25 protein-coding genes and 3 tRNA genes are annotated in these 25072 nt (G+C 67.2%); 19 read left to right on the top strand and 9 right to left on the bottom strand.

The genetic code is table 11. From position 1 onward, the window contains the following. Nucleotides 1-29: 29 nt before the first annotated feature. From yidC to rpmH, 4 genes are all read right to left on the bottom strand, one after another. A complete protein-coding gene (yidC, locus tag ABD908_RS01900; protein WP_344990074.1) occupies nt 30-1172 on the bottom strand; it encodes a membrane protein insertase YidC in 1143 nt (380 codons plus the stop codon). A 77-nt stretch (nt 1173-1249) separates the two neighbouring features. Beyond that, nucleotides 1250-1540 (bottom strand): membrane protein insertion efficiency factor YidD, encoded by a 291-nt coding sequence (gene yidD / locus ABD908_RS01895; RefSeq protein WP_344990124.1) that lies wholly within the window; start codon nt 1538-1540, stop codon nt 1250-1252. A gap of 107 nt (nt 1541-1647) precedes the next feature. After that, complete coding sequence (rnpA, locus tag ABD908_RS01890) at nt 1648-2097, bottom strand: ribonuclease P protein component (protein WP_344990071.1); 450 nt, start codon at nt 2095-2097, stop codon at nt 1648-1650. 64 nt (nt 2098-2161) lie between these two features. After that, nucleotides 2162-2305: a 50S ribosomal protein L34 gene (gene rpmH / locus ABD908_RS01885; protein WP_344990069.1), complete on the bottom strand. Its 144-nt coding sequence runs from the start codon at nt 2303-2305 to the stop codon at nt 2162-2164. 675 nt (nt 2306-2980) lie between these two features. Here rpmH and dnaA point away from each other — a divergent pair. Further along, a complete protein-coding gene (gene dnaA, locus ABD908_RS01880; RefSeq protein WP_344990066.1) occupies nt 2981-4534 on the top strand; it encodes a chromosomal replication initiator protein DnaA in 1554 nt (517 codons plus the stop codon). A 13-nt stretch (nt 4535-4547) separates the two neighbouring features. Here the strand turns inward: dnaA and ABD908_RS01875 are convergent, their stop codons facing one another. After that, nucleotides 4548-5360, bottom strand: a complete 813-nt coding sequence (locus ABD908_RS01875) for a P-loop NTPase family protein (RefSeq protein ID WP_344990064.1) — start codon at nt 5358-5360, stop codon at nt 4548-4550. A gap of 515 nt (nt 5361-5875) precedes the next feature. Between ABD908_RS01875 and dnaN the strand changes: the two genes are divergently transcribed. The 9 genes from dnaN (at nt 5876) to ABD908_RS01830 (ending at nt 15795) form a co-directional block, all read left to right on the top strand. Then, nucleotides 5876-7039 carry a DNA polymerase III subunit beta gene (dnaN, locus tag ABD908_RS01870; RefSeq protein ID WP_344990061.1) on the top strand — a complete coding sequence of 388 codons (1164 nt, stop codon included), beginning with the start codon at nt 5876-5878 and terminating at the stop codon, nt 7037-7039. An 86-nt stretch (nt 7040-7125) separates the two neighbouring features. After that, nucleotides 7126-8010 (top strand): phosphogluconate dehydrogenase (NAD(+)-dependent, decarboxylating), encoded by an 885-nt coding sequence (gene gnd / locus ABD908_RS01865; protein WP_344990058.1) that lies wholly within the window; start codon nt 7126-7128, stop codon nt 8008-8010. A 34-nt stretch (nt 8011-8044) separates the two neighbouring features. Continuing rightward, the gene (recF, locus tag ABD908_RS01860) at nt 8045-9307 is read left to right on the top strand and encodes a DNA replication/repair protein RecF (RefSeq protein WP_344990056.1); all 1263 of its coding nucleotides are present in this window, start codon (nt 8045-8047) and stop codon (nt 9305-9307) included. Further along, on the top strand, nt 9300-9830 hold the full coding sequence (locus ABD908_RS01855) for a DUF721 family protein (RefSeq protein WP_344990053.1): 531 nt from the start codon (nt 9300-9302) through the stop codon (nt 9828-9830). The genes recF and ABD908_RS01855 overlap by 8 nt, the downstream gene beginning before the upstream one ends. Before the next feature lie 326 nt (nt 9831-10156). After that, nucleotides 10157-12211 carry a DNA topoisomerase (ATP-hydrolyzing) subunit B gene (gyrB, locus tag ABD908_RS01850; protein ID WP_344990051.1) on the top strand — a complete coding sequence of 685 codons (2055 nt, stop codon included), beginning with the start codon at nt 10157-10159 and terminating at the stop codon, nt 12209-12211. Nucleotides 12212-12261: 50 nt separating this feature from the next. Beyond that, nucleotides 12262-14778 carry a DNA gyrase subunit A gene (gyrA, locus tag ABD908_RS01845; protein WP_344990048.1) on the top strand — a complete coding sequence of 839 codons (2517 nt, stop codon included), beginning with the start codon at nt 12262-12264 and terminating at the stop codon, nt 14776-14778. An 11-nt stretch (nt 14779-14789) separates the two neighbouring features. Next, nucleotides 14790-15572 (top strand): DUF3566 domain-containing protein, encoded by a 783-nt coding sequence (locus tag ABD908_RS01840; RefSeq protein WP_344990045.1) that lies wholly within the window; start codon nt 14790-14792, stop codon nt 15570-15572. A 62-nt stretch (nt 15573-15634) separates the two neighbouring features. Then, nucleotides 15635-15708 (top strand) — tRNA-Ile (locus tag ABD908_RS01835). 14 nt (nt 15709-15722) lie between these two features. Then, nucleotides 15723-15795, top strand: a tRNA-Ala gene (locus ABD908_RS01830). A 442-nt stretch (nt 15796-16237) separates the two neighbouring features. On the opposite strand, the gene ABD908_RS01825 is transcribed toward ABD908_RS01830, so the two are convergent. After that, nucleotides 16238-16828: a tyrosine-type recombinase/integrase gene (locus tag ABD908_RS01825; protein WP_344990043.1), complete on the bottom strand. Its 591-nt coding sequence runs from the start codon at nt 16826-16828 to the stop codon at nt 16238-16240. A gap of 38 nt (nt 16829-16866) precedes the next feature. Then, complete coding sequence (locus ABD908_RS01820; protein WP_344990040.1) at nt 16867-17388, bottom strand: hypothetical protein; 522 nt, start codon at nt 17386-17388, stop codon at nt 16867-16869. A gap of 607 nt (nt 17389-17995) precedes the next feature. Between ABD908_RS01820 and ABD908_RS01815 the strand changes: the two genes are divergently transcribed. The 7 genes from ABD908_RS01815 to ABD908_RS01785 all read left to right on the top strand — a co-directional run bounded on the left by ABD908_RS01815 (nt 17996) and on the right by ABD908_RS01785 (nt 21784). Beyond that, a complete protein-coding gene (locus ABD908_RS01815; RefSeq protein WP_344990038.1) occupies nt 17996-18262 on the top strand; it encodes a hypothetical protein in 267 nt (88 codons plus the stop codon). 96 nt (nt 18263-18358) lie between these two features. Further along, complete coding sequence (locus ABD908_RS01810) at nt 18359-18589, top strand: hypothetical protein (RefSeq protein WP_344990035.1); 231 nt, start codon at nt 18359-18361, stop codon at nt 18587-18589. 42 nt (nt 18590-18631) lie between these two features. Beyond that, nucleotides 18632-18910 carry a hypothetical protein gene (locus tag ABD908_RS01805; RefSeq protein ID WP_344990033.1) on the top strand — a complete coding sequence of 93 codons (279 nt, stop codon included), beginning with the start codon at nt 18632-18634 and terminating at the stop codon, nt 18908-18910. 400 nt (nt 18911-19310) lie between these two features. Next, a complete protein-coding gene (locus ABD908_RS01800; RefSeq protein WP_344990030.1) occupies nt 19311-19514 on the top strand; it encodes a hypothetical protein in 204 nt (67 codons plus the stop codon). A 12-nt stretch (nt 19515-19526) separates the two neighbouring features. Further along, nucleotides 19527-20096: a hypothetical protein gene (locus ABD908_RS01795; RefSeq protein WP_344990028.1), complete on the top strand. Its 570-nt coding sequence runs from the start codon at nt 19527-19529 to the stop codon at nt 20094-20096. Nucleotides 20097-20470: 374 nt separating this feature from the next. After that, nucleotides 20471-20543 (top strand) — tRNA-Ala (locus ABD908_RS01790). A gap of 233 nt (nt 20544-20776) precedes the next feature. Then, nucleotides 20777-21784: an NAD-dependent epimerase/dehydratase family protein gene (locus ABD908_RS01785; RefSeq protein WP_344990025.1), complete on the top strand. Its 1008-nt coding sequence runs from the start codon at nt 20777-20779 to the stop codon at nt 21782-21784. 284 nt (nt 21785-22068) lie between these two features. Here the strand turns inward: ABD908_RS01785 and ABD908_RS01780 are convergent, their stop codons facing one another. Beyond that, nucleotides 22069-22677: a TetR/AcrR family transcriptional regulator gene (locus ABD908_RS01780; RefSeq protein ID WP_344990022.1), complete on the bottom strand. Its 609-nt coding sequence runs from the start codon at nt 22675-22677 to the stop codon at nt 22069-22071. Nucleotides 22678-22722: 45 nt separating this feature from the next. Here ABD908_RS01780 and ABD908_RS01775 point away from each other — a divergent pair, with 45 nt between their 5' ends. Both ABD908_RS01775 and ABD908_RS01770 read left to right on the top strand, forming a co-directional pair. Then, nucleotides 22723-23916 (top strand): DUF2306 domain-containing protein, encoded by a 1194-nt coding sequence (locus ABD908_RS01775; RefSeq protein ID WP_344990020.1) that lies wholly within the window; start codon nt 22723-22725, stop codon nt 23914-23916. 37 nt (nt 23917-23953) lie between these two features. Then, the gene (locus ABD908_RS01770; RefSeq protein WP_344990018.1) at nt 23954-24130 is read left to right on the top strand and encodes a hypothetical protein; all 177 of its coding nucleotides are present in this window, start codon (nt 23954-23956) and stop codon (nt 24128-24130) included. Nucleotides 24131-24287: 157 nt separating this feature from the next. Here the strand turns inward: ABD908_RS01770 and ABD908_RS01765 are convergent, their stop codons facing one another. Then, nucleotides 24288-24971, bottom strand: a complete 684-nt coding sequence (locus ABD908_RS01765; protein WP_344990015.1) for a type 1 glutamine amidotransferase domain-containing protein — start codon at nt 24969-24971, stop codon at nt 24288-24290. Nucleotides 24972-25072: the final 101 nt, after the last annotated feature.

Below are 25072 nucleotides of genomic sequence, written 5' to 3'. Positions count from 1 at the left end.
CGATACTGCGTGTGGTTCGTGAACGCCGATCAGCGGCGACGGCCCTTGGACCTGTTCCGGTTGCCAGCCGGCTTGGCGCCGGGCTTGGGCGTGGCCGCGGGCTTGGACACGGCCTTGCCATCCGTGGGCGCGTCACCGTCGGCCCTGCCGTCACCGTCCGACGCGTCCTCGCCGGCCTTGGCAAGCGAGACGGTGACATCGTCGGCGTCGGCCGCCGCCTTACCGCGGCCGCGGACGGGCTTCGCTCCTGGCTTGGGGGCGTTCTCGGCCCGCTTCTCCTGGGCGAGGCGCTTCTTCTCCTGGTCCTCCTTGTCCAGGCGCCCGAACACGATGTGCTGCTGGCAGTAGGTCCAGATGTTCTGCGTGACCCAGTACAGCAGGATCGCGATCGGCAGGAAGATGCCGCCGACCAGCACGCCGAGTGGGAACACGTACAGCATCAGCTTGTTCATGATCGCCGTCTGCGGGTTCTCGGCCGCCACAGCGGTCTGGCGGGCGACCGACGCCCGGGCGTTCATGTGTGTCGCGATGCCGGCGATCAGCATCAGCGGGACCGACAGGACGATGATCTGCCACTTGGAGAAGTCGTACGGGCCGTGCAGCGTGGTCATGAAGGCGTCCCACTGCTTCTCCGGCTGCTGTACGTATGCAGACAGCGGCACACCGAACAGGCGTGCGTCGAGGAAGCTCTGGACGTCATGCACGGAGAACACGTAGTTGGGCGTGTTCCGGGTCTGCGCGGCGGTCATGTGTACGCCGCCGAAGAATCCGCCGGTGGTGGTCGCCATCCGGTTGAACGAGTGCAGCACGTGGTACAGCCCGATGAACACCGGCACCTGCAGCAGGGCGGGCAGACACCCGAGCAGCGGGTTGAAGCCGTGCTCCTTCTGCAGCTTCTGCATCTCGACCGCCAGCTTCTGGCGGTCCTTTCCGTACTTCTTCCGCAGCGCCTGCATCTGCGGCTGGAACTCCTGCATCTGCCGCGTCGTGCGGATCTGCTTGACGAACGGCTTGTACAGGATCGCTCGTAGTGTGCAGACCAGGAGCACCACACCGAGGGCCCACGAGATCCCGCTGTCGGCGCCGAAGATGTAGCCGAACACCTTGTGCCAGAACCACAAGATGGCGGACACGGGGTAGTAGACGTAGTCCAGGGAGATCGGGTTGAACACGGGGAGGGGTGCTCCTGTCGAGTGTCTTTAAAGGGTCTGCCTGTTGCGATCCGCTCGCACGCGGTGGTACCGCAAGGTCACGGGCGGGGATCGTCGCGGGCGGGAACCGTCGCGGACGACGTGTGCCCCCTCGAGCGTTCCGGGACGGGGTCCCATCCACCAGGATGCCAGGGCCCGCACTTCAGCAGCCGAACGGTGGCCAGATACATCCCGCGCAGCAGTCCGTGCGTGGTGAGGGCCTCGACCGCGTACTCGCTGCAGGTAGGGGTGAAGCGGCAGGTGGGCGGCCGGACCGGGGAGATCCACACGCGATACCACTGGATCAACCCGATGAGGGCACGGCGCGGTACCGCGCGTGCACCGGACAGCCCGGGGCCCGACGATGACGTGCCCTCGCCCGCCTGCTCATCACAGGGTTCGGTATCGCGCGGCTCGGCACCGCCGTGCACGTGGTCGTGCGCCATGGCGTCGGCGCTCACAGTGCGCCGAGCTTCCGCAGACCCGAACGCAGCTGCGCCGCCAACTCCGAGGAATCGGTGTCGGCGGCGGGCCGCAGCGCGCGGATCACGATCAGCGACGACGGCTCGATCTCGGCGACGACGGTGCCGGCAGCGGCCCGCAGGCGCCGCGCGACCGCGTGCCTGGTGACCGCGTTGCCGACCGCCTTCGAGACCACGAGGCCCACGCGTGGACCGCCCCAGCGCGCCGGGTCACCGACGACCGGTGCGGCCGACGCCACCGTCGGCTCGCCGCGGTGTGCGGCGGAGACGACACGGCCCGGCCCCGCCGCTGCGGTGGCCGGGTCCGGGGATCCGGGACCAAGTGCCAGATGCACCACGAGAGCAGTGCGTCCGGCACGCCGACCGCCCTTCACCGCGGCTGTGAAGTCGCGTGACGAGCTCATCCGGTAGCGGGCGGGTAGCACTGCTCTCTGGTCTGCCTTCGTATCGCTGTACGCCGGTGTCCGCTGCTGCGGCGGCGCAGGTGGATCAGGCCGACAGGTTCTCGCGGCCCTTACGGCGCCGCGAAGAGATGATCGAACGACCGGCGCGGGTGCGCATACGGAGACGGAAGCCGTGAACCCGCGCGCGGCGCCGGTTGTTCGGCTGGAACGTCCGCTTGCCCTTGGCCACGGTGACACTCCTTGCTTCATTCGGGCGGCCCTCGCCGCCCGTGGTGGACGAAAACTTGCTTGGCTACACATCAAGCTCAACTTGACAGTCGAGCGAGCCGACCTCGATCGGTGTGCGCACAGACCGACTAAGCCTACGTATCAGCCCCGACGCGGGTCAAACCGAGGCGGTGACCAGCGGTGCAACACTGGCCCGCGGTCCGCTTGCAGCGGTTTCCGACACGCCGATCCGCAGGCAGATCCCAGGAGATCCGGAGCGGATGTGCATTGCCTTGAGTGGGATCGTCTCCTCTGTTAACTTTGCTGAATGCGATTTGGGAGCACTGCCAGCGAACAGCGAGGCCGTTGCGACGCACACCGGTACCTGCCGACGATGTCGTCGCAGACCGCCTGTCGGCGGCCCCGGTAACTCCCGGATTACGCGGTCCGAGCCCGGCGTCGGACCGCTGCCGGACCCCCGCATAACCACGCCGGACCACGGCGATCGCAGTCTGCTGCGAGTCGGGTCTCGTCGGTACACCTTTGTCCACAGCTGTGGATAGACCTGTGGAGTACAGTCGTGTCCGCAGGTCGGCGGGGTGCGCACGACATGACGATTGTTGATGGACGCCGACGGTCCACGCGGTAGGACCGCGTGTGTACCGGCACGTGTCACCGGCCTTGGAGGACTGATTCGATGACTGCGGACGATCCGCTCGCTTCGACGTGGGCCGTCGTGGTCGAGGACCTCTGTGGGAACGGCGTCGAGACCGACGACGGCCCGCGGTCGCTCACGATGCAGGAGAAGGCCTGGCTCCGGCTGGTGCAGCCGCTCACGTTCACGGCCGGATTCGCGCTCGTGGCCGTGCCCTCCAAGATGATGAAGGACGCTATCGAGCGCCTCCGTGAGCCGATCACCGCCGCTCTCGCGGCGCGGCTGCTGCAGCCGATCGAACTCGGCGTCCGGATCTCGCCCGATGCGATGCCGCCCGCACCTGAGCCCCGTCCGGCGACGGTCGCTCCCGTCCCGCCGCCGGCGGCCGCTGGAGCCGGGAACATACCCCTGGCGACGAGTTCCGACGGCGACACGGTCACGTCGGCCCCTGCCTCCGCCGATATCCTCGCCGAGCGCGCGACAGCGGCGGCACCGGCACCGTCGGTGCCCGGCTGGCCGGAGCACTTCACCATGTCGGGCGGCAGCTCGACGCTCCCGACGGTGTCGGGCTCGAGCCTCAACGAGAAGTACACGTTCGACACGTTCGTGATCGGTGCCTCCAACAGGTTCGCGCACGCGGCCGCCTTCGCGGTAGCCGAGGCGCCGGCGCGGGCATACAACCCGCTGTTCATCTGGGGCGAGTCCGGGCTGGGCAAGACGCACCTGCTGCATGCGGCCGGCCACTACGCGCGGCGCCTGTTCCCGGGGATGCGGGTGAAATACGTCTCGACCGAGGAGTTCACGAACGACTTCATCAACTCCCTCAAGGACGACCGGCAGGTGCAGTTCAAGCAGCGCTACCGAGACGTCGACGTGCTCCTGGTGGACGACATCCAGTTTCTGGAGGGCAAGCTCGGCATCCAGGAGGAGTTCTTCCACACCTTCAACACGCTGCACAACGCGAACAAGCAGATCGTGGTGTCATCCGATCGTCCGCCGAAACAGCTTGCGACGCTTGAGGATCGGCTCCGCACCCGGTTCGAGTGGGGGCTGATCACGGACGTGCAGCCGCCGGAGCTCGAGATTCGCATGGCGATCCTGCTCAAGAAGGCGCAGATGGAGCGGATCAATGTGCCGAACGAGGTGCTCGAGCTGATCGCCACCCGCATCGAGCGCAACATCCGCGAGCTGGAGGGCGCGCTGATCCGGGTCACCGCCTTCGCGTCGCTGACCGGCGCCGACGTGACGTACGACCTCGCCGAGATGGTGTTGCGTGACCTGGTACCCGACACATCGAGTATCGAGATCAGCTCGGCCACAATCCTTTCGGTGGTATCCGAGTACTTCGAGACGACGATCGCCGAGCTGCGCGGCACCGGCAAGGCCCGACCGGTGACCCATGCCCGGCAGATCGCGATGTACCTGTGCCGCGAGCTGACCGACCTGTCGCTGCCGAAGATCGGCCAGATCTTCGATCGCGACCACACGACCGTCATGTACGCGGAGCGCAAGATCCGCAAGGAGATGCCGGAGCGTCGGCGCACCTACGACCAGGTGCAGGAGCTCACGACGAGGGTCAAGCGCCGCAGCCAGTGACCCGCTCCCGGGGTCACCCGTTGCACATCAGCATCCCGCCGGTCGACGAGTTGTGCGTGATCTCAGAACCGTTCTTGGTGATCGAGCACGTCGCCGGCCCCTGGAAGCCGAGGACGGTGATCGACACGAGCGGCGACGTCGTGGTGAACGACTTCGACCAGGGCAGCGTTTTCGTGCCGAACATGTCGGTGCCCGGCACACCCACCGCGACCACCTGCGCTGTTCCGGAGCCTGTCACCTGCACGGTGTAGGTGTCGCCGCCGCCGGCGGTGGGGGACGAGCCCAGGCCGGGGATGTTGGGAATCGTGATGGACGGCAGTGCTGGGCCCGGCTGGGGGGTCGGTGCTGTCGACGTCGTCTCGGGGGACCCGGTCACGGTGGGCGCCGCGGCATCGGACGAGGTCGACCTGGAACCCGTGGAGAACACCGCGACGAGTACGACGACGATGGCGATCACCAACACTCCGCAGATCACGGCGCCGGCGATGACCAGCGCACGCCGGCTGCCGCCCGGGCCCCCTCCGCCCGGCCCGGCACCATCGGGACCGAAGCCGCCCGGACCGTAGTTCCCGGGACCGCCGTAACCGTCGGTCGGGTCGTAACCCCGGTCGAAGGCCTGCGTCGGCCGGTAACTCGCCGGTCGGCCGGGAGGCGGGGGATATCCGCCGGCCTGATTTCCACCGTCCTGATTTCCACCGTCCTGCGGCTGTCCGTACTGCGCCTGTCCGTACTGGGGCTGGTCGTAGGGCCGCCCGTACTGCGGCTGCCCACCCGGGCCGTCGTAGGGCTGCCCACCCTGCCCGTACTGATCGCCCGGATGTCCCATGGTCGCTCCCGTACTGCCGCGCCTGTAGTTTCTCGCAATCTACCGCCGAGAACTGACAGCGCCCACGTCCTCGCTGCTGCGAGCGGCCGGGAAGCCACCGGAATGACGTCCGCGGGCCCTGTGCACCGCGCCGCGCGAAGCAGTGGACAACCTGGGGACCGACTATCCACAGGTGTGCGGATCCAGGATCGGTCAACAATCACATGGATGTAGTTCCACAGGCACTCGCCGAACGCTCCCCATGCCGACACGCGTCGGACGCAGGAACTTCACCGGATGTCCACAGATCGCACAGTGCTTATTACTACCGTCTTTTGTTCTTCAGATACTTCTTTTCAAAACAGCCGTGTGTATCCTCGAGCCGCCCGGGCCGCACCTGAATCACCTGAACGGACGCTCGAACCGACGTGCCGTGGCACGAGGCCCGATACCAGCCGGCGGACCGCCTCCACGTAGCCTGTAGTCCACGACTGTCCGCCCGCAGGACACCACCGATTGCGAAAGGCACCGACGGTATGAAGTTTCGCGTCCCACACGAGGAGTTTGCGGAATCGGTCGCGTGGGTGGCACGCAGCCTGCCGTCTCGCCCGCCGGTGCCGGTCCTCGGCGGCGTGCTGCTGACCGCGGACGACACGGGCCTGACGGTGTCGGGCTTCGACTACGAGGTGTCGGCGCAGGTCCGAGTGGGTGCGGAGGTGGCCGACGACGGCCAGGTGCTGGTCTCGGGCAGGCTGCTCGCGGACATCACCAAGTCGCTGCCCAACAAACCCGTGGACGTGGAACTCGACTCGACCCGCGTCGCGATCACCTGCGGCAGCGCGAAGTTCTCGTTGCCGACGATGCCGGTCGAGGACTACCCGCAGCTGCCCGAGCTGCCCACGCAGACCGGAGCGATCGAGCGGTCGACGTTCGCCGAGGCGATCGCGCAGGTCGCCGTCGCGGCGGGGCGGGACGACACGCTGCCGATGCTGACGGGTATCCGCGTGGAGATCGAGGGCGACACCGTGGTCCTGGCCGCGACCGACCGGTTCCGCCTCGCGGTCCGGGAGTTCACCTGGGCGCCCGAGAATCGGGACGTCAAAGCCGCGGTGCTGGTGCCCGCCAAGACCCTGTCCGACGCCGCGAAGACGTTCGCCACCGATGCGGAGGTCGGTGTCGCGCTGGGCGCCGGCTCGGCGATCGGCGCCGATGGGCTGCTCGGCATCGTCGGCACCGACCGGCGCACCACGACCCGGCTGCTCGACGCCGACTTCCCGAAGTTCCGGCAGCTGCTGCCCGCTGCGCACACGGCCCTCGCGACGATGGAGATCGCGCCGCTGCTCGAGGCGATCAAGCGCGTCGCGCTGGTCGCCGACCGCGGAGCGCAGGTCCGGATGGAGTTCTCTGAGGGCAGCCTCACCCTGTCGGCGGGTGGGGACGACGCCGGAAAAGCGGAGGAACAGCTCGAGGCGGACTTCCGCGGCGAACCGTTGACGATCGCCTTCAATCCCGGGTATCTGCAGGACGGGCTCGCCGCCATCCACACGGAGTCGGTGACATTCGGCTTCACCACACCCAGTCGGCCAGCGGTGCTGCGGCCGACCGTGGAGAATGGGTTCGAGCCGGACGACTCGGGGGCGTTTCCCGCACCTAACAGCGCGTACACGTACCTGCTGATGCCCGTGCGTCTTCCCGGCTGACCGGCCCCGTTCGGGGGCCGGGCCATACCGGCACGACGGGGTGCCCCGGCACTCCGGCCACCAGGCATGACGAAAGGGCTGGACACATGCAGTTGGGTCTGATCGGACTCGGCAAGATGGGCAACAACATGCGCGACCGCATCCGCGCGGCCGGGCACGAGGTGATCGGCTACGACCCCCGCCCGGAGGTGACGGATGTCCCGTCGCTCGAGGCGCTCGCCGAGCGGCTGGAGGCGCCTCGGGTGGTGTGGATCATGGTCCCCGCCGGCGAGCCGACGCGGGAGACCGTGCATACGCTGGCCGGCGTCCTCTCGCCCGGCGATCTGGTGATCGACGGTGGCAACTCCAAGTACACCGACGACCGGCCCAACGCGGACCTGCTCGCGAAGAAGGGGATCGGCTACCTGGATTGCGGTGTGTCCGGCGGCATCTGGGGTAAGGAGAACGGTTACGGCCTGATGGTCGGCGGCTCCACGGAGAACGTCGAGAAGGCCCTGCCGATCTTCGATGCGCTGCGTCCTGAGGGGCCTCGTGAGGACGGCTTCGCGCACTCCGGTCCCGTGGGCGCCGGGCACTACGCCAAGATGATCCACAACGGCATCGAGTACGGCCTGATGCACGCGTACGCCGAGGGCTACGAGATCCTCGAGGCCGAGCCGCTGATCGAGAACGTCACCGAGACCATCCGTGCCTGGACCAAGGGCACAGTGGTGCGTTCGTGGCTCCTGGACCTACTGGTCAAGGCCCTCGAGGAGGATCCGGGCCTGAAGGACATCACCGGCTACACCGAGGACTCGGGCGAGGGCCGGTGGACCGTCGAGGAGGCCATCAGCCACTCTGTGCCCACCCCCGTGATCGCCGCCGCGTTGTTCGCCCGGTTCGCGAGCCGCCAGGACGACTCGCCCGCGATGAAGGCCGTTTCCGCCCTGCGCAACCAGTTCGGCGGCCACGCCGTGAAGAAGGTCGACTAGCGGCCCTCGGAGCCACGGAGGATGTTCGGCCGAGTTGTTCGTTAAACGCCTGAAACTGCACGACTTCCGGTCCTGGGAGGACGTCGACGTCCACCTGGGGCCGGGAGTCCGTGTATTCGTCGGACGCAACGGCTTCGGCAAGACCAACCTGCTCGAGGCCCTAGGCTACATCGCCACGCTGAGCTCGCACCGCGTGTCCACCGATCAGCCGCTCATCCGAGTGGGCTGCGACGGTGCCTCCGTGCTCGCGACCGTCGTCAACGCGGGCCGCGAGCTGACGGCCGAGATCGACATCGTGGCCGGCCGTGCGAACCGTGCCCGCATCAACACCGCACCCTGCCGGCGCCCACGGGAGCTGCTCGGCATCCTGCAGTCGGTGCTGTTCGCCCCCGAGGACCTCGCCTTGGTGCGCGGCGAGCCGGGCGGGCGACGGCGGTTCCTCGACGATCTCGCGATCCTGCGGACGCCGCGGATCGCCGCAGAGAAGGCGGACTACGAGCGTGTGCTGCGGCAGCGGACAGCCCTGCTCAAGTCCGCGGGCGGGGTGACCCGACGCGGCGGCGGCGACGCTGCGACCGTGCTCTCCACACTCGACGTGTGGGACGCGCAGCTCGCCCACTTCGGAGCTGAGATCCTCACTGCGCGAATAGGACTCGTCGAGGAACTGCGTCCTCACCTCACGGCGGCGTATGCCGTTCTCGCGCCCGGGTCCCGCGTGGCGGAGATCCGGTACCGCGACACCCTCAGCGCGCCGGTCGGCGGGTCCGAGCTGACGGTGGCCGCCCTCGAGCAGCGGCTGCTCACCGATCTGCAGGCGGCGCGGCAGAAGGAGATCGACCGGGGGGTGTGCCTCGTCGGCCCGCACCGCGACGACCTCGAGCTGATGCTGGGCAACGAGCCGGCGAAGGGATTCGCGTCGCACGGCGAGTCGTGGTCGCTCGCGCTGGCGCTGCGGCTCGCGTCGCTCGAGCTGTTGCGCGCCGACGGTGGCGAACCGGTCCTGCTGCTCGACGACGTGTTCGCCGAGCTGGACGCGAAGCGCCGCGCCGCGCTCGCCACCGTCGCCGCCGATACCGAGCAGGTGATCATCACCGCCGCGGTGCCGGAGGATCTGCCACCCGAGCTGGTGGCTCGGCGGTACGAGGTCACCGTCGACGGCGCGCCGGAGGCGCGTACGTCGCGCCTCGTCGCCGACTCCCCCGACGGCACCGACCCCGGTGACCAGGGCGGCCCGGCCGGCCGGCCGGTGAACGTAGGCTCGGGGCCGGACGCGCGTGAGGAGGCTGCACATGACTGACGAGGCGCCGCACGGCTCGGATATCGCGCGCCGTGCCCTCGAGGAGGCCCGCGCGGCGGCGAAGGCGGCTGGAAAGCAGGTCGGGCGCGGGATGGCCTCACCGATGACGGGCGGGGTGCGTCGGCTCCGATCGGGTTCCCGCAAGTGGTCGGGACCCGGCCCGGACAACCGGGACCCGCAGCGCTTCGGCACGCTGATCACCGGCATCGCCAAGGCGCGAGGCTGGGACACCAAGGTCGGCGAGGGCACCGTCCTCGGCTGTTGGGACAGCGTGGTGGGACCCGATGTGGCTGAGCACGCACATGCCACCGGTCTGCGGGAGAAGACCCTCTACGTGTCGGCGGAGTCCACTGCCTGGGCCACCCAGCTGCGGTTGATGCAGGCCCAGCTGCTGGCGAAGATCAATGCTGCCGTGGGGCAGGGCGTGGTGACGCGACTGCAGATCACCGGTCCGGCCGCGCCGAGTTGGCGGAAGGGCGAACGGCACGTGCCGGGTCGCGGCCCGAGGGATACGTACGGGTGACGCCTGCGTGCGGTGGTGCGTGCGTGGTCCGGCGCGAAGGCGAGCCCGAGGGATACGTACGGGTGACGCGGGTAATGCCGGTCTATGGGCCTGATTCGATCTGAGAGTCACCACGCTCCCATGGCGGCCTGCCGCTGACCCCGGCCCGGAGAAAATCGATCTGGAGCCCCTTCAGGGGCGTGCCAGACGCCCTCTCGCGGTCATTACAGGTAACATGGGGCGGTAACGGGCCGCCGACGATCCGACGGTGGCCGTGACCCTCCGGGTGCGCGGGGCTGCAACATGCGGCCGCGCACCGGAACCGATGAAGGAGTGCCGAACACATCGTGGCTGTGCAGAAGAAGTCCGATTCCAAGAGCACCTACGGCGCCGACTCCATCAAGCAGCTCGAGGGGCTCGAGGCGGTCCGCAAGCGGCCCGGCATGTACATCGGTACCACCGGCCCGCGAGGTCTGCACCACCTTATCTGGGAGGTCGTCGACAACTCGGTCGACGAGGCGATGGCCGGGTACGCGACCCGGGTGGACGTGACACTGCTCGACGACGGCGGTGTGCAGGTGGTCGACGACGGTCGCGGCATCCCGGTCGGCATGCACGCCAAGGGCATCCCCACGGTGCAGCTGGTGCTGACATCGCTGCACGCCGGCGGCAAGTTCGACTCCGACTCGTACGCCGTCTCCGGCGGCCTGCACGGAGTGGGCATCTCCGTGGTCAACGCGCTGTCGCGCCGCGTCGAGGTCGAGATCGACGTCGACGGCTTCCACTGGGAGCAGGACTACCACTGGGACGACCGCAAGAACGACGCGGTCGCCTCCGAGCTGCGCAAGGGCGATCCCGCGGACCGGACCGGTACGACCGTGCGATTCTGGGCCGACGAGCGCGTCTTCAAGGAGGGCACGCGGTACGACTTCGACACCGTCTCCCGCCGCCTGCAGGAGATGGCCTTCCTCAACAAGGGTCTGACCATCACGCTCACCGACGAGCGTGCCGCGGTCGTGGAGGTCGTGGACGAGGACGCCGCGGAAGAGGCCAAGTCGGCGCACGAAGAGGCCGTGGAGGCGCGCACCGAGGCGAAGCCGCGCAAGCGTGAGCGGGTCTTCCACTACCCCGACGGGCTCGTCGACTACGTCAAGCACATCAACGCGCGCACGGCCAAGCTGCCGATCCACAACTCGATCATCGCGTTCGAGGGCAAGGAGCCCGGCCACGAGCTCGAGGTGGCGATGCAGTGGAACGCCGGCTTCGCCGAGTCGGTCCACACCTTCGCGAACACCATCAACACCCACGAGGGCGGCACCCACGAGGAGGGCTTCCGCGCGGCCCTGACCACCGTCGTCAAGGCGTACGCCAAGGACAAGAAGCTGGTCAAGGAGAAGGACGGCGAGCTGACCGGCGACGACATCCGCGAGGGTCTGGCCGCCGTCATCTCGGTCAAGGTCGCGGAGCCGCAGTTCGAAGGGCAGACGAAGACCAAGCTCGGCAACACCGAGGTCAAGAGCTTCGTCCAGCGCATCACACGGGAGCAGATCTCCCACTGGTTCGAGTCGAATCCCGCGGACGCCAAGGTGATCGTGCAGAAGGCCGCCGCGTCGGCGCAGGCGCGCATCGCGGCCCGCAAGGCCCGCGAGCTGGTGCGCCGCAAGTCGGCCACCGACATCGGCGGCCTGCCCGGCAAGCTCGCCGATTGCCGCAGCAACGATCCGTCCAAGTGCGAGGTGTACATCGTCGAGGGCGACTCGGCCGGTGGCTCCGCCAAGTCGGGCCGCGACTCGATGTACCAGGCGATCCTGCCCATCCGCGGCAAGATCATCAACGTCGAGAAGGCGCGCATCGACAAGGTCCTCAAGAACACCGAGGTCCAGTCGATCATCACCGCGTTCGGCACAGGCATCCACGACGAGTTCGACATCGCCAAGCTGCGGTACCACAAGATCGTGCTGATGGCCGACGCCGACGTCGACGGGCAGCACATCGCGACGCTGCTGCTCACCCTGCTGTTCCGGTTCATGCGTCCGCTGGTCGAGCACGGCCACGTGTACCTCGCGCAGCCGCCGCTGTACAAGCTCAAGTGGCAGAAGAGCGCACCCGAGTTCGCCTACAGTGACCGGGAGCGCGACGTGCTGCTCGAAGCGGGTCTCGCGGCCGGCCGGAAGATCAATAAGGACGACGGCATCCAGCGGTACAAGGGCCTCGGCGAGATGAACGCGAAGGAGCTGTGGGAGACCACGATGGACCCCGCCGTGCGCGTGCTCAAGCTGGTGACCCTCGACGACGCCGCGGCCGCCGACGAGTTGTTCTCGATTCTGATGGGCGAGGACGTCGTGGCCAGGCGGTCGTTCATCGCGCGCAACGCCAAGGACGTGCGCTTCCTCGACGTGTGACCTGCCCGGCCCCGCCGAACCTCCTCGACGCCTGAAGGATCTGAACAACCATGACTGACACCACCCTGCCTCCCGAGACCGGCGGCGGCGACCGGATCGAGCCGGTCGACATCCAGCAGGAGATGCAGCGCAGCTACATCGACTACGCGATGAGCGTGATCGTCGGCCGCGCGCTCCCCGAGGTGCGGGACGGGCTCAAGCCCGTGCAGCGACGGATCCTCTACGCGTCGTACGACGCGGGCTACCGTCCGGACCGCAGCTACGTCAAGTCCGCGAAGCCCGTGGCCGAGACGATGGGCAACTACCACCCGCACGGCGACACCGCGATCTACGACGCCCTCGTCCGGCTCGCGCAGCCGTGGTCGATGCGGTACCCGCTGATCGACGGACAGGGCAACTTCGGCTCACGCGGCAACGACGGGCCCGCTGCCATGCGCTACACCGAGGCGCGTCTCACGCCGCTGGCGATGGAGATGCTGCGCGAGATCGACGAGGAGACCGTCGACTTCATCCCTAACTACGACGGCAAGACGCTCGAGCCCACGGTCCTGCCGTCGCGCGTGCCGAACCTGCTGATCAACGGGTCGGGCGGCATCGCGGTGGGTATGGCGACCAACATCCCGCCGCACAACTTGGGCGAGGTCGCCGCCGCGGTCATGTGGTGCCTGGACAACTACGAGGCCGACCAGGAGGAGACTCTCGCCGCGTGTATGGAGCGGGTCAAGGGACCGGACTTCCCGACCCACGCCCTGATCGTCGGCAGTCAGGGCATCCACGACGCGTACACCACGGGCCGTGGCTCGATCCGGACGCGGGGCGTCGTCTCGATCGAGGAGGAGGCCAAGGGTGCCACCACGATCGTCATCACCGAGCTGCCCTACCAGGTCAACCCGGACAACCTGATCCAATCGATCGCCGAGCAGGTGCGCGACGGCAAGATCGCCGGGATCAGCAAGATCGAGGACCAGAGCTCCGACCGGGCCGGCATGCGGATCGTCGTCACGCTCAAGCGCGACGCCGTCGCCAAGGTCGTGCTGAACAACCTGTACAAGCACAGCCAGCTACAGACCAGCTTCGGCGCCAACATGCTGTCGATCGTCGACGGTGTCCCGCGCACGCTGCGGCTCGACCAGATGATCCGGCTGTATGTGGCCCATCAGCTGGACGTCATCGTCCGGCGTACCCGGTACCGCCTGCGCAAGGCCGAGGAGCGCGCCCACATCCTGCGCGGCCTGGTCAAGGCGCTCGACGCCCTCGACGAGGTGATCGCCCTCATCCGGCGGTCGCAGACCACCGAGATCGCGCGCACGGGCCTGATGGAGCTGCTCGACGTCGACGAGATCCAGGCGACCGCGATCCTCGACATGCAGCTGCGCCGCCTCGCGGCCCTCGAGCGGCAGAAGATCGTCGATCAGCTGGCCGAGATCGAGCTCGAGATCGCCGATCTCAAGGACATCCTCGAGAAGCCCGAGCGGCAGCGCGCGATCGTGCGCGACGAGCTCACCGAGATCGTCGAGAAGTTCGGTGACGATCGGCGCACGCGCATCATCCCGGCCGACGGTGACGTGACCGACGAGGACCTGATCGCCCGCGAGGACGTGGTGGTCACCATCACGCAGACCGGCTATGCCAAGCGCACCAAGACGGACCTGTACCGCAGCCAGAAGCGCGGCGGCAAGGGGGTCAAGGGCGCCGAACTCAAGCAGGACGACATCGTCGAGCACTTCTTCGTGTGCTCGACCCATGACTGGATCCTGTTCTTCACCACCAAGGGCCGCGTCTACCGCGCGAAAGCCTACGAGCTCCCCGAGGCCGGCCGCACCGCCCGCGGCCAGCACGTCGCGAACCTCCTGGCCTTCCAGCCCGAGGAGAAGATCGCGCAGGTGATCCAGATCAAGTCGTACGAGGACGCGCCCTACCTCATCCTCGCGACACGCGCGGGCCTCGTGAAGAAATCGCGGCTCGTGGATTTCGACTCGAACCGCAGCGGCGGCATCGTGGCGATCAACCTGCGCGACGACGACGAGCTGGTCGGTGCCGTGCTCGGTTCGGCCGAGGACGACCTATTGCTGGTCAGCAAGAACGCGCAGTCGATCAGGTTCGCCGCGACCGACGAGGCACTGCGGCCGATGGGCCGCGCCACCTCCGGCGTGCAGGGCATGCGATTCAACGGCGAGGACGAGCTGTTGGCCCTGAACGTGGTGGTCGAGGGTACTTATCTGCTGGTCGCCACGTCCGGTGGTTACGCCAAGCGGACGGCCATGGACGACTACCCGGTGCAGGGTCGTGGTGGCAAGGGCGTGCTGACCATCCAGTTCGACGTGCGCCGGGGAAACCTCGTCGGAGCGCTTATCGTGGACGACGAGACCGAACTGTACGCCATCACGTCCGAGGGCGGGGTGATCCGGACGGCGGCCCGGCAGGTACGCAAGGCCGGGCGTCAGACGAAGGGCGTCCGACTCATGAACCTCGGCGAAGGCACTACGCTTTTGGCGATCGCACGTAACGCCGACGAGGGTGACACCGACCCGGCGCAGGACGACGCGGCTCAGCAGGGCGGCGAGTAGAGGAGCTACACGTGAGCACACCCGGCACCGGTGGACAGGGCGCCCAGAGCGGACCGGCGAACCGGTCGACCGAGATCATCCCGCCCGTAGGGTCAGGATCCTCGGGAGGCAGGCCCGTTCCGCCGGGTGGCGTCCCGGTGTCGCCCGACGGTGCCCCTCGGGTACCGCGCCGCGATACGCCGGTGGGGCGCGCTGTCGACGCGAAGACGTCCAGCGTCGAGCGCGACGACGTGCCGCGCGACCTGCCGGATCTCGACAAGATCCACCACGTGACGGCGCAGGCACCGTCGGCGGCCGGGCGAGTGGGCGTGACTTCCGGTCCCGACGGTGCCGGTAGGGTCCCGACGGCCGTCGGCCCCGCCGTGGTGGGCGTGGACGCGCCAGGCGTGTCCCCGTCGGGAACCCCGACGCGCGCCGCCGCCGAACGGGTCGCCCCCGGCACGCTGCGCGCCTCGATGCAGCTGCGCCACATCGACCCCTGGACCACCTTCAAGCTGTCGCTGGTGGTGTCCGTGGTGCTGTTCTTCGTGTGGATGATCGCCGTGGGTGCGCTCTACATCGTGCTCGACGGCATGGGTGTGTGGGCACGCCTGAACAACAGCTTCTCGACGCTGGTGAACGACCAGACCGGTGCGAGCCTGGTGTCCTCGGGTGATGTGTTCGGCTGGGCGGCTCTGGTGGGTATCGCGTACGTCGTTCTGTTCACCGCGTTGTGCACCGTGGGCGCCTTCATCTACAACCTCTGTTCCGAACTCGTGGGCGGCGTCGAGGTCACGCTCGCCGACCGCGACTAGGGACCTGAACAGGCGTTTTGTTGCTTTGCGGGACCGTGGGGTAATGTTCCCTCTCGGTTCGAGGGCCTATAGCTCAGGCGGTTAGAGCGCTTCGCTGATAACGAAGAGGTCGGAGGTTCAAGTCCTCCTAGGCCCACCCTCACCCCTCCCGGGGCCTTAGCTCAGTTGGTAGAGCGCCGCCTTTGCAAGGCGGATGTCAGGGGTTCGAATCCCCTAGGCTCCACAAGAATCAGTGCAGCTCAGAGCCGGTATCCGGGCAGTCGGGTACCGGCTTCATCTATCCCGTGCCCACATCGTGCCCACACTCCACTGTGAGCATCGCATCCAGCGCCCCCGTCAGAGCGTCCGTGTCCGCCGGGTACAGGTGCCCGTATCGGTCCAGGGTGATCGACGCGCGGGCGTGCCCCAGCATCGCCGATACGGCCTTGATGTTCGCGCCCTGGGCGATCCAGCGACGCCGCGGTGTGCCGCAGCTCGTGCGGATGCAGGTCGTACTCGATGCCCACGGTCTTCTTCCCGTCCTCGACCTTCTCGACCTCGACGGGGAACAGCTTCGCCTTCGTCACAGCCGGGTCGAACACCCGCGTCCGCCAGTTGCCGTGCCGGATGAAGCCGCCCTCGGGTGCCGGAAACACCAGCTGCTCCGGGTCCAGGGCGCGGGGGGATCATCGCCGCGATGGTCGTCGGCAGGGGCACCACACGGCGCTTCCGGTTCTTCGGCGGACCACCACGTGCTTGTTGTCCACCACGGTCACGGACCGAACGACGTGGATCAGTCCACCGCGGCGGTCCAGGTTCTTGTGCTGCAAGCCGATCAGCTCGCCGATCCTCAGCCCGCACACCCCGAGCACCCATATCGCGGGTGCGTCAGTCCCGGCCGCCTCGGCAAGGGCACGCAGCTCCACCAACGTCAGGAACCGCATCTCGGCCGTGGTGATGGGCGGCAGCTTCACCTTGAGGGCCGGGTTGCTCGCGAGCCTGCCGTCCTCGACCGCCTGCCCGAGAATCCGGCGCAGCACCCCGACGTTCTTATGCACCGTCTCGGCTGGGACATCGGCGTCGACCTGCTCACCGATCCATTTGCGGATCAACGGCCTAGTGACCTTGCTCAGCGGTAGGTGCCCGAACCTGGCCGTGACGGTCCCCTCGGCGATGCTCCTGTATCGGCTGTACGTCGACGGCGCCAGGTGATGCTGATCCGCCAGCCAAGCGTCGGTAGCGTCACGGAGGGGCAGCTTTCCCGCGGCGGGTGCCACGTACGCGCCGGTGAGCTTCTGGACCTCGACGGTACTTGCTAATGGTCGCCATGGTCCGCGCCTCCCGGGATGAGCCCGCGCTGGCGTAGAGCATGCTGCGCTGCCAGCACGTCCTCCTGCGTGATCGGCTTTCCCGGCTCGTGTGCCTCATATGCAGCGGCCAGTTCAGCCTTAATTTCCCGTGTGATGCGGCCCCGCTTCTGCGCGTTGGCGTCGTCGCCGGCGCGGGCATCGCGCTCCGCGGTGAACGATCTACGCCAGAGCTTCTCCGACCAGGCCGCGAACACCGGTGGCGGCATGTCCATCGACCGGGCGATGCGTCGATCCGCCTCGGTGAGTGCAGCGAGGGCCGCCAGCTTCTCCGTCAACGCCTGGCCCGGCGGGCCGTGCTGGGCCAGCAACGACAGATCTGACTCCTCGATCCGGTCGAGCATCACATCGGCGCCGCGAATGACGCTGGCCTGTATGACCTCACCGGGATCGACGTCGGCCAGGATCGCCAGCAGCGCATCAGAATCCAGATCGAAATGCTTTGCGACAAAACGCCGAGGGCGGATCATCTAGGCGCGCGGGTTCCGTACGGGTCTGGGGATTTCGCGGAGGGTCGGCTTAGCACACTGCGCTGGCATGTCAAGTCGCTCTTGCGGCCTTGCTGTTCGAACATCCAAGGGTGTCATCGTTACGCACGGGCCGCCGGTGTTCAAACAACGGAAGGACGGCACCATCATGATCGATGGGGAGCCGTGGTTCGTCGCCTCGGACGCCTGCCGGATGCTCACCCCTCACGAACCCGACGATGGCGCTGCACATGGTCGACACTGACGACCAGAAGCGTATCCCCAGGTCAGATACCCTAAACTTCCCTGAGCTGTGGCGCCGAAAGTCCAGATGCTCACCATTGTCAACGAGTCGGGGATGTACGCGCTGATCTTCCAGAGTCGGAAGGATCAGGCACGTTAGGTCCGCCGCTGGATCACCGGAACCGTCCTCCCTGAGATCCGCACGACGGGCAGATTCAACGGCGGCGCGAACGACAGCGCCGCGTGCAGGTCGGTGGGGATCGCGGTGCCGGGCTGGGCTCGCCGGTACCGGCTGACCGTCGATGACCGCCTGATTGACGGCGCCGAGTAGCCCTCAGACAGTGGGCACCGGAGTAGAGTGCGGCCCGTGAAGTGCTGGGACGTGATCGCCGAACTGGAGAAGTATGGCGTTGCCCTGCCCGACGATGATCCGGCGCTCATGGATGGACTACTGGCATTTGAGGCAACCGTGTGGCTTGCTGTGCAGCGGAAAGTGTCCTTGCCGGGCGGCCTGCTGGATGAGCTGGATTCGCTCGCGCAGCGACTACAGCGGCCCGGCACCCGAATGATGGAGCGAACCTTCAAGAACATCACTGCGCTGCGCGACATCGCGCGGCGCGCCCCCGCCGCCTAACTTACGTGAGCCCGACTGGCTCGACTGTGACAAGAAGATGCTGGTCAGAGGCTTTGGTTCCAGTTGGTACAGCCGGAAGCTTCTAGGATCGCAGCCGTGATCGACCGAAGAATCGACGATGTGTACCGGGCGTACACCCGCGAGCTGGACGCCGCGCAGGCCGAGTTCCTGGCGGCGCATCCGCACCTGTCGGTCGCGGAAGACGACGACACTCCGTGGACGGACGCAGAGAAGGACGCCCTGATGGCGGAGCTGAATCCGATCTACGCGCGCCGCAGTGCTGCGTTGAAGGCCGTGCTGGCTGCGATCGCCGCCGAACAGCAATAGCCGACTGCCTGCCAGCGCAGACGTCGGCGCTAGCATGGGTCCATGAGGTGCGACCAGGCGGTTGACGCACTCGCCAGTGCCGGCGTGGTGCTCACCCCCTATGTCGCCGACTACTGCGGCGGCGCGCCCGAGGTGGCCTTCACCGATGCCTTGGCGCTCGCTGATGATCAGCAGATCGTGCTGGCCGGGGAGTTGGTCGCAGAGCTACGCATGATCGCCGATCGTCTGTACGGACGGTTCGATGCCGCGGTGGTTGCGCCGATCTACGAGGCATTGGACAGGATCGACCGCCGCGCGCAAGCTCACAGCGCAGTCGCCTAGAGCCGCTTTGATTCGCTCAGCGCTCTCCAGCATGTCCTGGACGCTGTGATCGCGAATCCCTCACGGCTAGGGTGGTGACATGGATTGCGTCGACGCCGTATTGGCCTTGTCTGCTGCGGGTGTGCAGCTAACGGGGCCGGTCGCAAGTATGCGCGACGGGTCCCCGTACCTGGCATTCTGCGACGCCATCATGCTCGCTGACGTCCAAGCGATAGCGCTTCCACACACACTCGTCAAGGGCATCTCGGTCCTGTTCGGCAATGCGTTCACTAGGCACGCTCCAGATCGGCTGTTGGCCGAGGCCTTTGAGCGTGTTCAGAACCGCGCCGCTCCGGCGCACGTCGCCTAGAACCGCTCGAATCGATGGTCTCGGGAACCGATCGGCTCGCCCCTGCGTCTAATGGGTATGGAGCCGGACGAGCTGGACGCCACCCTCGCCACGTACGCCGACTGGCACCACGACCGCGTGGCCGCACTGACGGTGCCGATACCGGAGGCGGTCGGCAGCCGGCTTCGGGCCGCGATCGTTGAACTGCCCGAAGCGGTGCGTCTACCAAGCCGTGCGGTCCAGGCGCTCGCCGAGGCTGGTCACCGCGCGAACTGACACACTCTGCGTGTGTGCACTCCGGTCCAGGTCGACATCACCACCCACGCCGGCAGCTTCGCGTCACCGTGGCTGCCGTCCCTCAGCTCCCTGGCCGTCTCATTGGTGGCGCTCTTCGGGGTGTTCCTCACGATCCGTGCGGCAGACTGTCGAGCCAAGGCGGATCGCAGGGCGAACCGAGAACAGGACTTCCTCACCTGGAAGAGGGACACGCTGCTGAGGCTGGCCGCCGAGGTATCGGGATCCGCTGTCCGGGCTGGCGACGCACTCAAGCGAGTGCACAAGGCTGCGACCGACGATTCAGCAGCCGTGGAGTATCGCAAGGTCGAGCAGCTCAGCGAGGACATCGGAGCGGCCAACTCCCGACTCGGGGTCATCGGCGAGCGTGACCTCGCAAAGCGCTGCATCGCGATCAGGCTCAGATTGGACGCACTCACGCTCGAAGCTGTCCGCGGATTGGGTGCCGACGAGCTTGAGGCCCACGTGCAGGCGATCAAGTCGATGCGAGGCAGCTTCGACCACGACGCCGAGCGCTCGATCCGGGCTGCCGCCGAGCCTGACGACACGCGCCCCGCCCGGTAGCCCGAGCGAGGCGCCGGGCGCGATCGCCGTTTCCGGCGGCAGTGCATCCGACGAGGGCGACAGAAGCCACGAGCATGAACGCTCCGTGCCTCATCGCCTCAACTCGGTACGACGTTCGTGCCCACACTTGCCGCTGATTCCACGTGATCGACCTGAGTTACAGTGATGTGTTTTGGCAGCTCAGAGCGGGTGCAAGCTTCTGACCAGGGGGTCGGATGGCCTGTGCAAGGCGGATGTCAGGAGTTCGATGGTTATCTCCAGCTGACAGGGCCGGTAAGGGGTTGACCAGCACGGATACTCTGGTGGACATGTCCGCCACGAGGTCGTAGTTTGGCGGTGGGACGGTGCCCAGCAGTGGGTGCAGGACCACACACGGGGGCTTAGCTCAGTTGGTAGAGCATCGCCTTTGCAAGGCGAGGGTCAGGGGTTCGAATCCCCTAGCCTCCACAGTGTGATGAGTCGCGACATGTGTCACACATGAGTCGCGACATGGGTCACGAGGAAGCCCCCGGCCATCGGCCGGGGGCTTTCTGTGTGTTGCGCCAGTAGGTCCTCGCGGAGCGAACAACCGAGTCCTCGCGCGGGTTGTATCCGACAGCATCTTCGACGAGATCACAGCTAACACCGTTCTCCACTCTCATTCCCGACCAGCGTCTGCGAGCCCTTCCCTGTGGACACCAGTGGATATCGACTGCGGCTCATTTGCGTTCGAGCTGAGATGGGGTAATGTAAGCGGCGCATACATCACCCCAAGGAGGAAGCTGATGCAGACAATATTGGGTGCAAACGGGCAGATAGGCGAGGAGTTGGCTCGCTACCTTCACAACACGGTCACTCACGACATCCGCCTGGTCGGGCGGAGGCCAAGTGCAGTGAATAAGACGGACGAACTCTTCAGCGCTGATCTCACCGACGCCGAGGCGACCGACCGCGCCGTCGCGGGCAGCGAGATCGTCTACCTGACGGTCGGCCTGCCGATGGACTCGGCGATGTGGGAGGAGCGTTTCCCGGTGATGATGGAAAACACGATCGCCGCCGTCCGCAACCACGACGCGAAGCTGGTCTTCTTCGACAACACCTACATGTACCCGCAGACGGCGGCCCCACAGGTCGAGGGCAAGACCCCCTTCGAGCCGCGCGGCCGCAAGGCGGCCGTCCGTGCGCGGATCGCGACCCGGCTGCAGGAGGAGATGGATGCCGGCCGCGTCGAGGCCGTGATCGTGCGCGCCCCCGAGTTCTACGGACCGGGCAAGACCCAGGGCCTGACCAACACCACCGTCTTCAACCGGATCAAGAAGGGCGAGCGGCCCCTGGTCCCCGTCAGCGCAGACACCCAGCGCAGCCTGATCTGGACGCCCGACGCCAGCCGCGCGATGGGCCTGATCGGCAACACCCCCGACGCCTACGGCCAGACCTGGCATCTGCCGATCGACCAGGACCGACTTACCTATCGTGAGATGATCGCGATCGCCTCCGAGGTCACCGGTCGGAAGATCCGCTTCAGCACGATCCCGCTCGCGGTCTTCACGCTCGCCGGGCTGTTCAACGCCCCGGCCAAGGAAGCGTCGGAGCTCATGCCGCGCTACGGCGTGGACAATATCTTCGACACGTCGAAGTTTGCCGCTCACTTTCCCGAGTTCGAGACGACCAACTATCGCGACGGGATCAGTCAGCTCCTCTCGCCTTAGCTCAGCTCAGAAGGGGTGCTTCGCCCGACGGATTGCATTGGGAACGTGTCCAGATCGGGGACATCTTCGCCTCGTCGGGGTGAGCTTGGTTAAAGGGCACCTGCCGGGAGCGATGACCGTCGTTGACCGTCGGCGCCGCCAGCTCATCCGGGGTCCAGTACTCAGGCGATCGTTGGCCTCCGCCTCCGCGGGTGACACCGTGGTTGTCACCTATCCGTGCAGCAATCCCAACTGCGCAGCGAAGTAGCTATCGGCAACCGTGTCCATCCTGCGCGTGAGCGCTGTCACCGCACGGGGTGACGAGACAGCGTGGCGCCGACCAAGCCGTCAACAACACTGTGCAGGACGTCGGGCGGATCCTGCGCCTCGATGCTGGCGAGGAAGCCGGAGAGCTCGATCAGAACGACCCCGTGGACCGAGGCCCAGATCTGTACCGCGAGGTCGAAGGCGTCCGGACGGTCGTCGGGCGGGGCGGTGTCGACCACCCGGCGGACCGCCCGGAGGTGCACGCCGAAGGCCGGCGAGCCCTGCAGGAGCTCGGGGCCGTTGCGCACGTAGCCGCCGACCGGCCCCACGGCGTACATCACCCGGTACAGGTGCGGATGCGCCAGCGCGAACGCCCGGTACTGCTCTGAGACTCGGTGAAGATCGGCGACGGGGTCGTTGGTGCTCGGGATCGCGGCGAGCGCGTCGTTCAGCAGGCCGAAGCCGTAGTCGACGATGCTGGCGATGAGGCCGCTGATCGATCCGAACTCGGTGTAGACGGCCATCGTGGTGGTCCCCGCGCGGGTGGCCACCTTCCGCGTGGACAGCGCGTCGGGGCCGCTGTCCTCGAGCAGCTCCACGCCCGCCCGGGTCAGGAGCTCGCGCCGCGAGGTCGTCGATGTCGTCACCGCTCCAGGCTACCGCGACCGTGATATCAATGCTATAACAGTGATATGAACGAAGTTGGGGCCGCAGACCGGAGACGGACCGTGGTGCGCCGAGCACTGCTGGCCGCCGTGCTCGGTGTAGCCGTGCTGTACACGCCACTCGCGGTGAACTACATGTGGTTCGCGTTCGATTCCGGCGCGGGCCGGTGGCAGGACGCGCTGACCGCCGCGGTCAACGGCGGCGATTACGCCTACCGGGCCGGGTCGGTCGACTCGGTGCGGAAGGTCGACTTCGTCGACAACCGCTGGGTGATGCTCGTGCACACGGGACTCGGCGGTATCGCGCTGCTCCTGATGGTCCACCAGTTGACGCCCCGCCTGCGGCGACGGAGCCTCGCCGCGCATCGCTGGGTGGGGCGGGTCTACTTCGTCCTGATGGTGATCAGCATGCTGACGGCGCTGATCTTCCTGGTTTCGGCCGGCCCCGCTGAGGCGCTGATCGGCAATGCCTTCTACCTGCAACTATGGGCGCTCGACTTCGGTACGCTGCTGAGCGGCGCGCTGGGCCTGCTGGCGATCCGCCGGCGCAATCTGCTGGGGCACCAGGCATGGATGTACCTGAACTTCGCGCTCATGATGACCGCCCCGTTCCTGCGGGTGGTGTGGATCTTCGCCGCCCCGCTGTTCCCCGATCAGGTGCTCCTGGACAACCTCGGAATGGGCTCGAGCATGCTCGGCGTCATTGCGCCGGGCGGCGCGGCCATCGCGATGCAGCTGTCGCTGCGGTCGCGCGGTGGTAGCGGAGAGGCCGTTTGGGACGCGGTCCCGAACGTCCGCCTCGGCGTGCCCCTGCTGGTCGCGCTCGTCGGCGGCGCGCTCCTGGTGATCCGGTACCGGCAGGTCGACGACGTGCTCCCGGGAGGGATCTTCTGGGTCCCGCTCGGCGCGGCCGCGGTCTATCTCGCGGTGTGCGTCCTCGGCGCCGGGAACAGCGCGCGGCGGGAGGACCGCGAGCTGCAGGCCCGCTGGCGGATTCTGCTCTGGGGAGCGGCGACCGCGCCGCTTTCGGTACTCGCCGTGGACCTCGCGGCCGGCGTCCTGTGGGGCGCTCCGTCGGGGCTGCTGGCGGGCTTGATGGTCGGCATCGCGTTCCCGATCCTCGTCTCGTACACCCTCGTCGTGCACGGCCTCGCCGGCACCGCGGGCATCACCTCTCCTCCGCGCTGGGCGGTGGCGCGCCGCACGATGCACAGCGTCTGACTCCCCACCCCGCCCACCCGCACACTGAGGAAACGACATGACCGACAACGCCATCGACTTCGCCACCGAGTCCGAGGTCGACAACGCGATCCGCGAACTCGCTCACGGGGCCGTCCGCTGGGCCGCCCTCGATCACCGCGCCCGCGTCGAGGTCCTACGTCGTACGCACCGTGTCATCGGTCCCCGCGGCGGCATCCTGCACGCCTCCGCATAAACGAATCGGGCCAACGGTGCAGAACAAGTTGTCCGCCAGGGCCCCACCGAGCCGCGGATCGGGACTGGACAGGTCACGCCGCACCGTGTCGCGCTCGACGTTGGTCAGATCAACACGGGCGCTTCGACCAGCGCGGTTGATCCATCCTCGGTCACCATCAGAGCAATGCTGCGACTTTCTGTGCGGTCTCCTTCGCCGAGCCGGGGTTTTGCCCGGTGACGAGGTTTCCGTCAACGACAGCGTAGGAGACGAACGGAATCTTGGCCTTCTGGTATTGGGCGCCCCGCTCCTTGCAACGTTCTTCGGCGTTGTACGGGACGAGCTTGTCCACCCGGGCGAGGACCTCTTCCTGCCAGGCGAACCCGGTCATCTTGCGGCCTGCGATCAAGTAGGACCCGTCGGAGAGTTTCGTGTTGAGCAGTCCGCAGTATCCATGGCAAACCGACGATACGATGCCGCCACGTTCGAAGATCTCGCGGCTGATCCGCTGCAACCCCTCGCTGTCTGGAAAGTCGTACATCACGGCGTGACCACCAGTGAAGTAGATCGCGTCGAAATCCGCGGAATCGATCTCGTCAGGACTCTTGGTGTTCTCCAGCAATGCCATCCGCGAAGGATCTGCGTGCCAGGCCTTAGCCGTCTTGTCGTAGTTGGGGAACTTCAGCGACCGAGGTTCCAGCGGTGACGGCCCTCCGCTCGGACTGACGATGACCTGCTCGAGCCCCGCCTCCTCGAAGACGTGCCACGCGTGCGTGAGCTCGGACAGCCACAGTCCGGTCTTGTGCGCCGGATCGTCGTAGTGACCGACGTTGGTGACGACATTGAGAATTCGTTTCGCCATAAGGTTCCTCCTATGAAAGACGGCAGTGCCGACCGAGAGTGCAGGGTGCTCGGCACACGCGAGGCGTGCTCGCCGCTCGATCCTCGGCGCCGTTCTACGGA

This window comes from Tsukamurella soli, assembly GCF_039541155.1.
Classification (GTDB): domain Bacteria; phylum Actinomycetota; class Actinomycetes; order Mycobacteriales; family Mycobacteriaceae; genus Tsukamurella; species Tsukamurella soli.
Note: the sequence above shows the minus strand (reverse complement) of the source record. Positions and strands in the feature narration are given on the sequence as shown.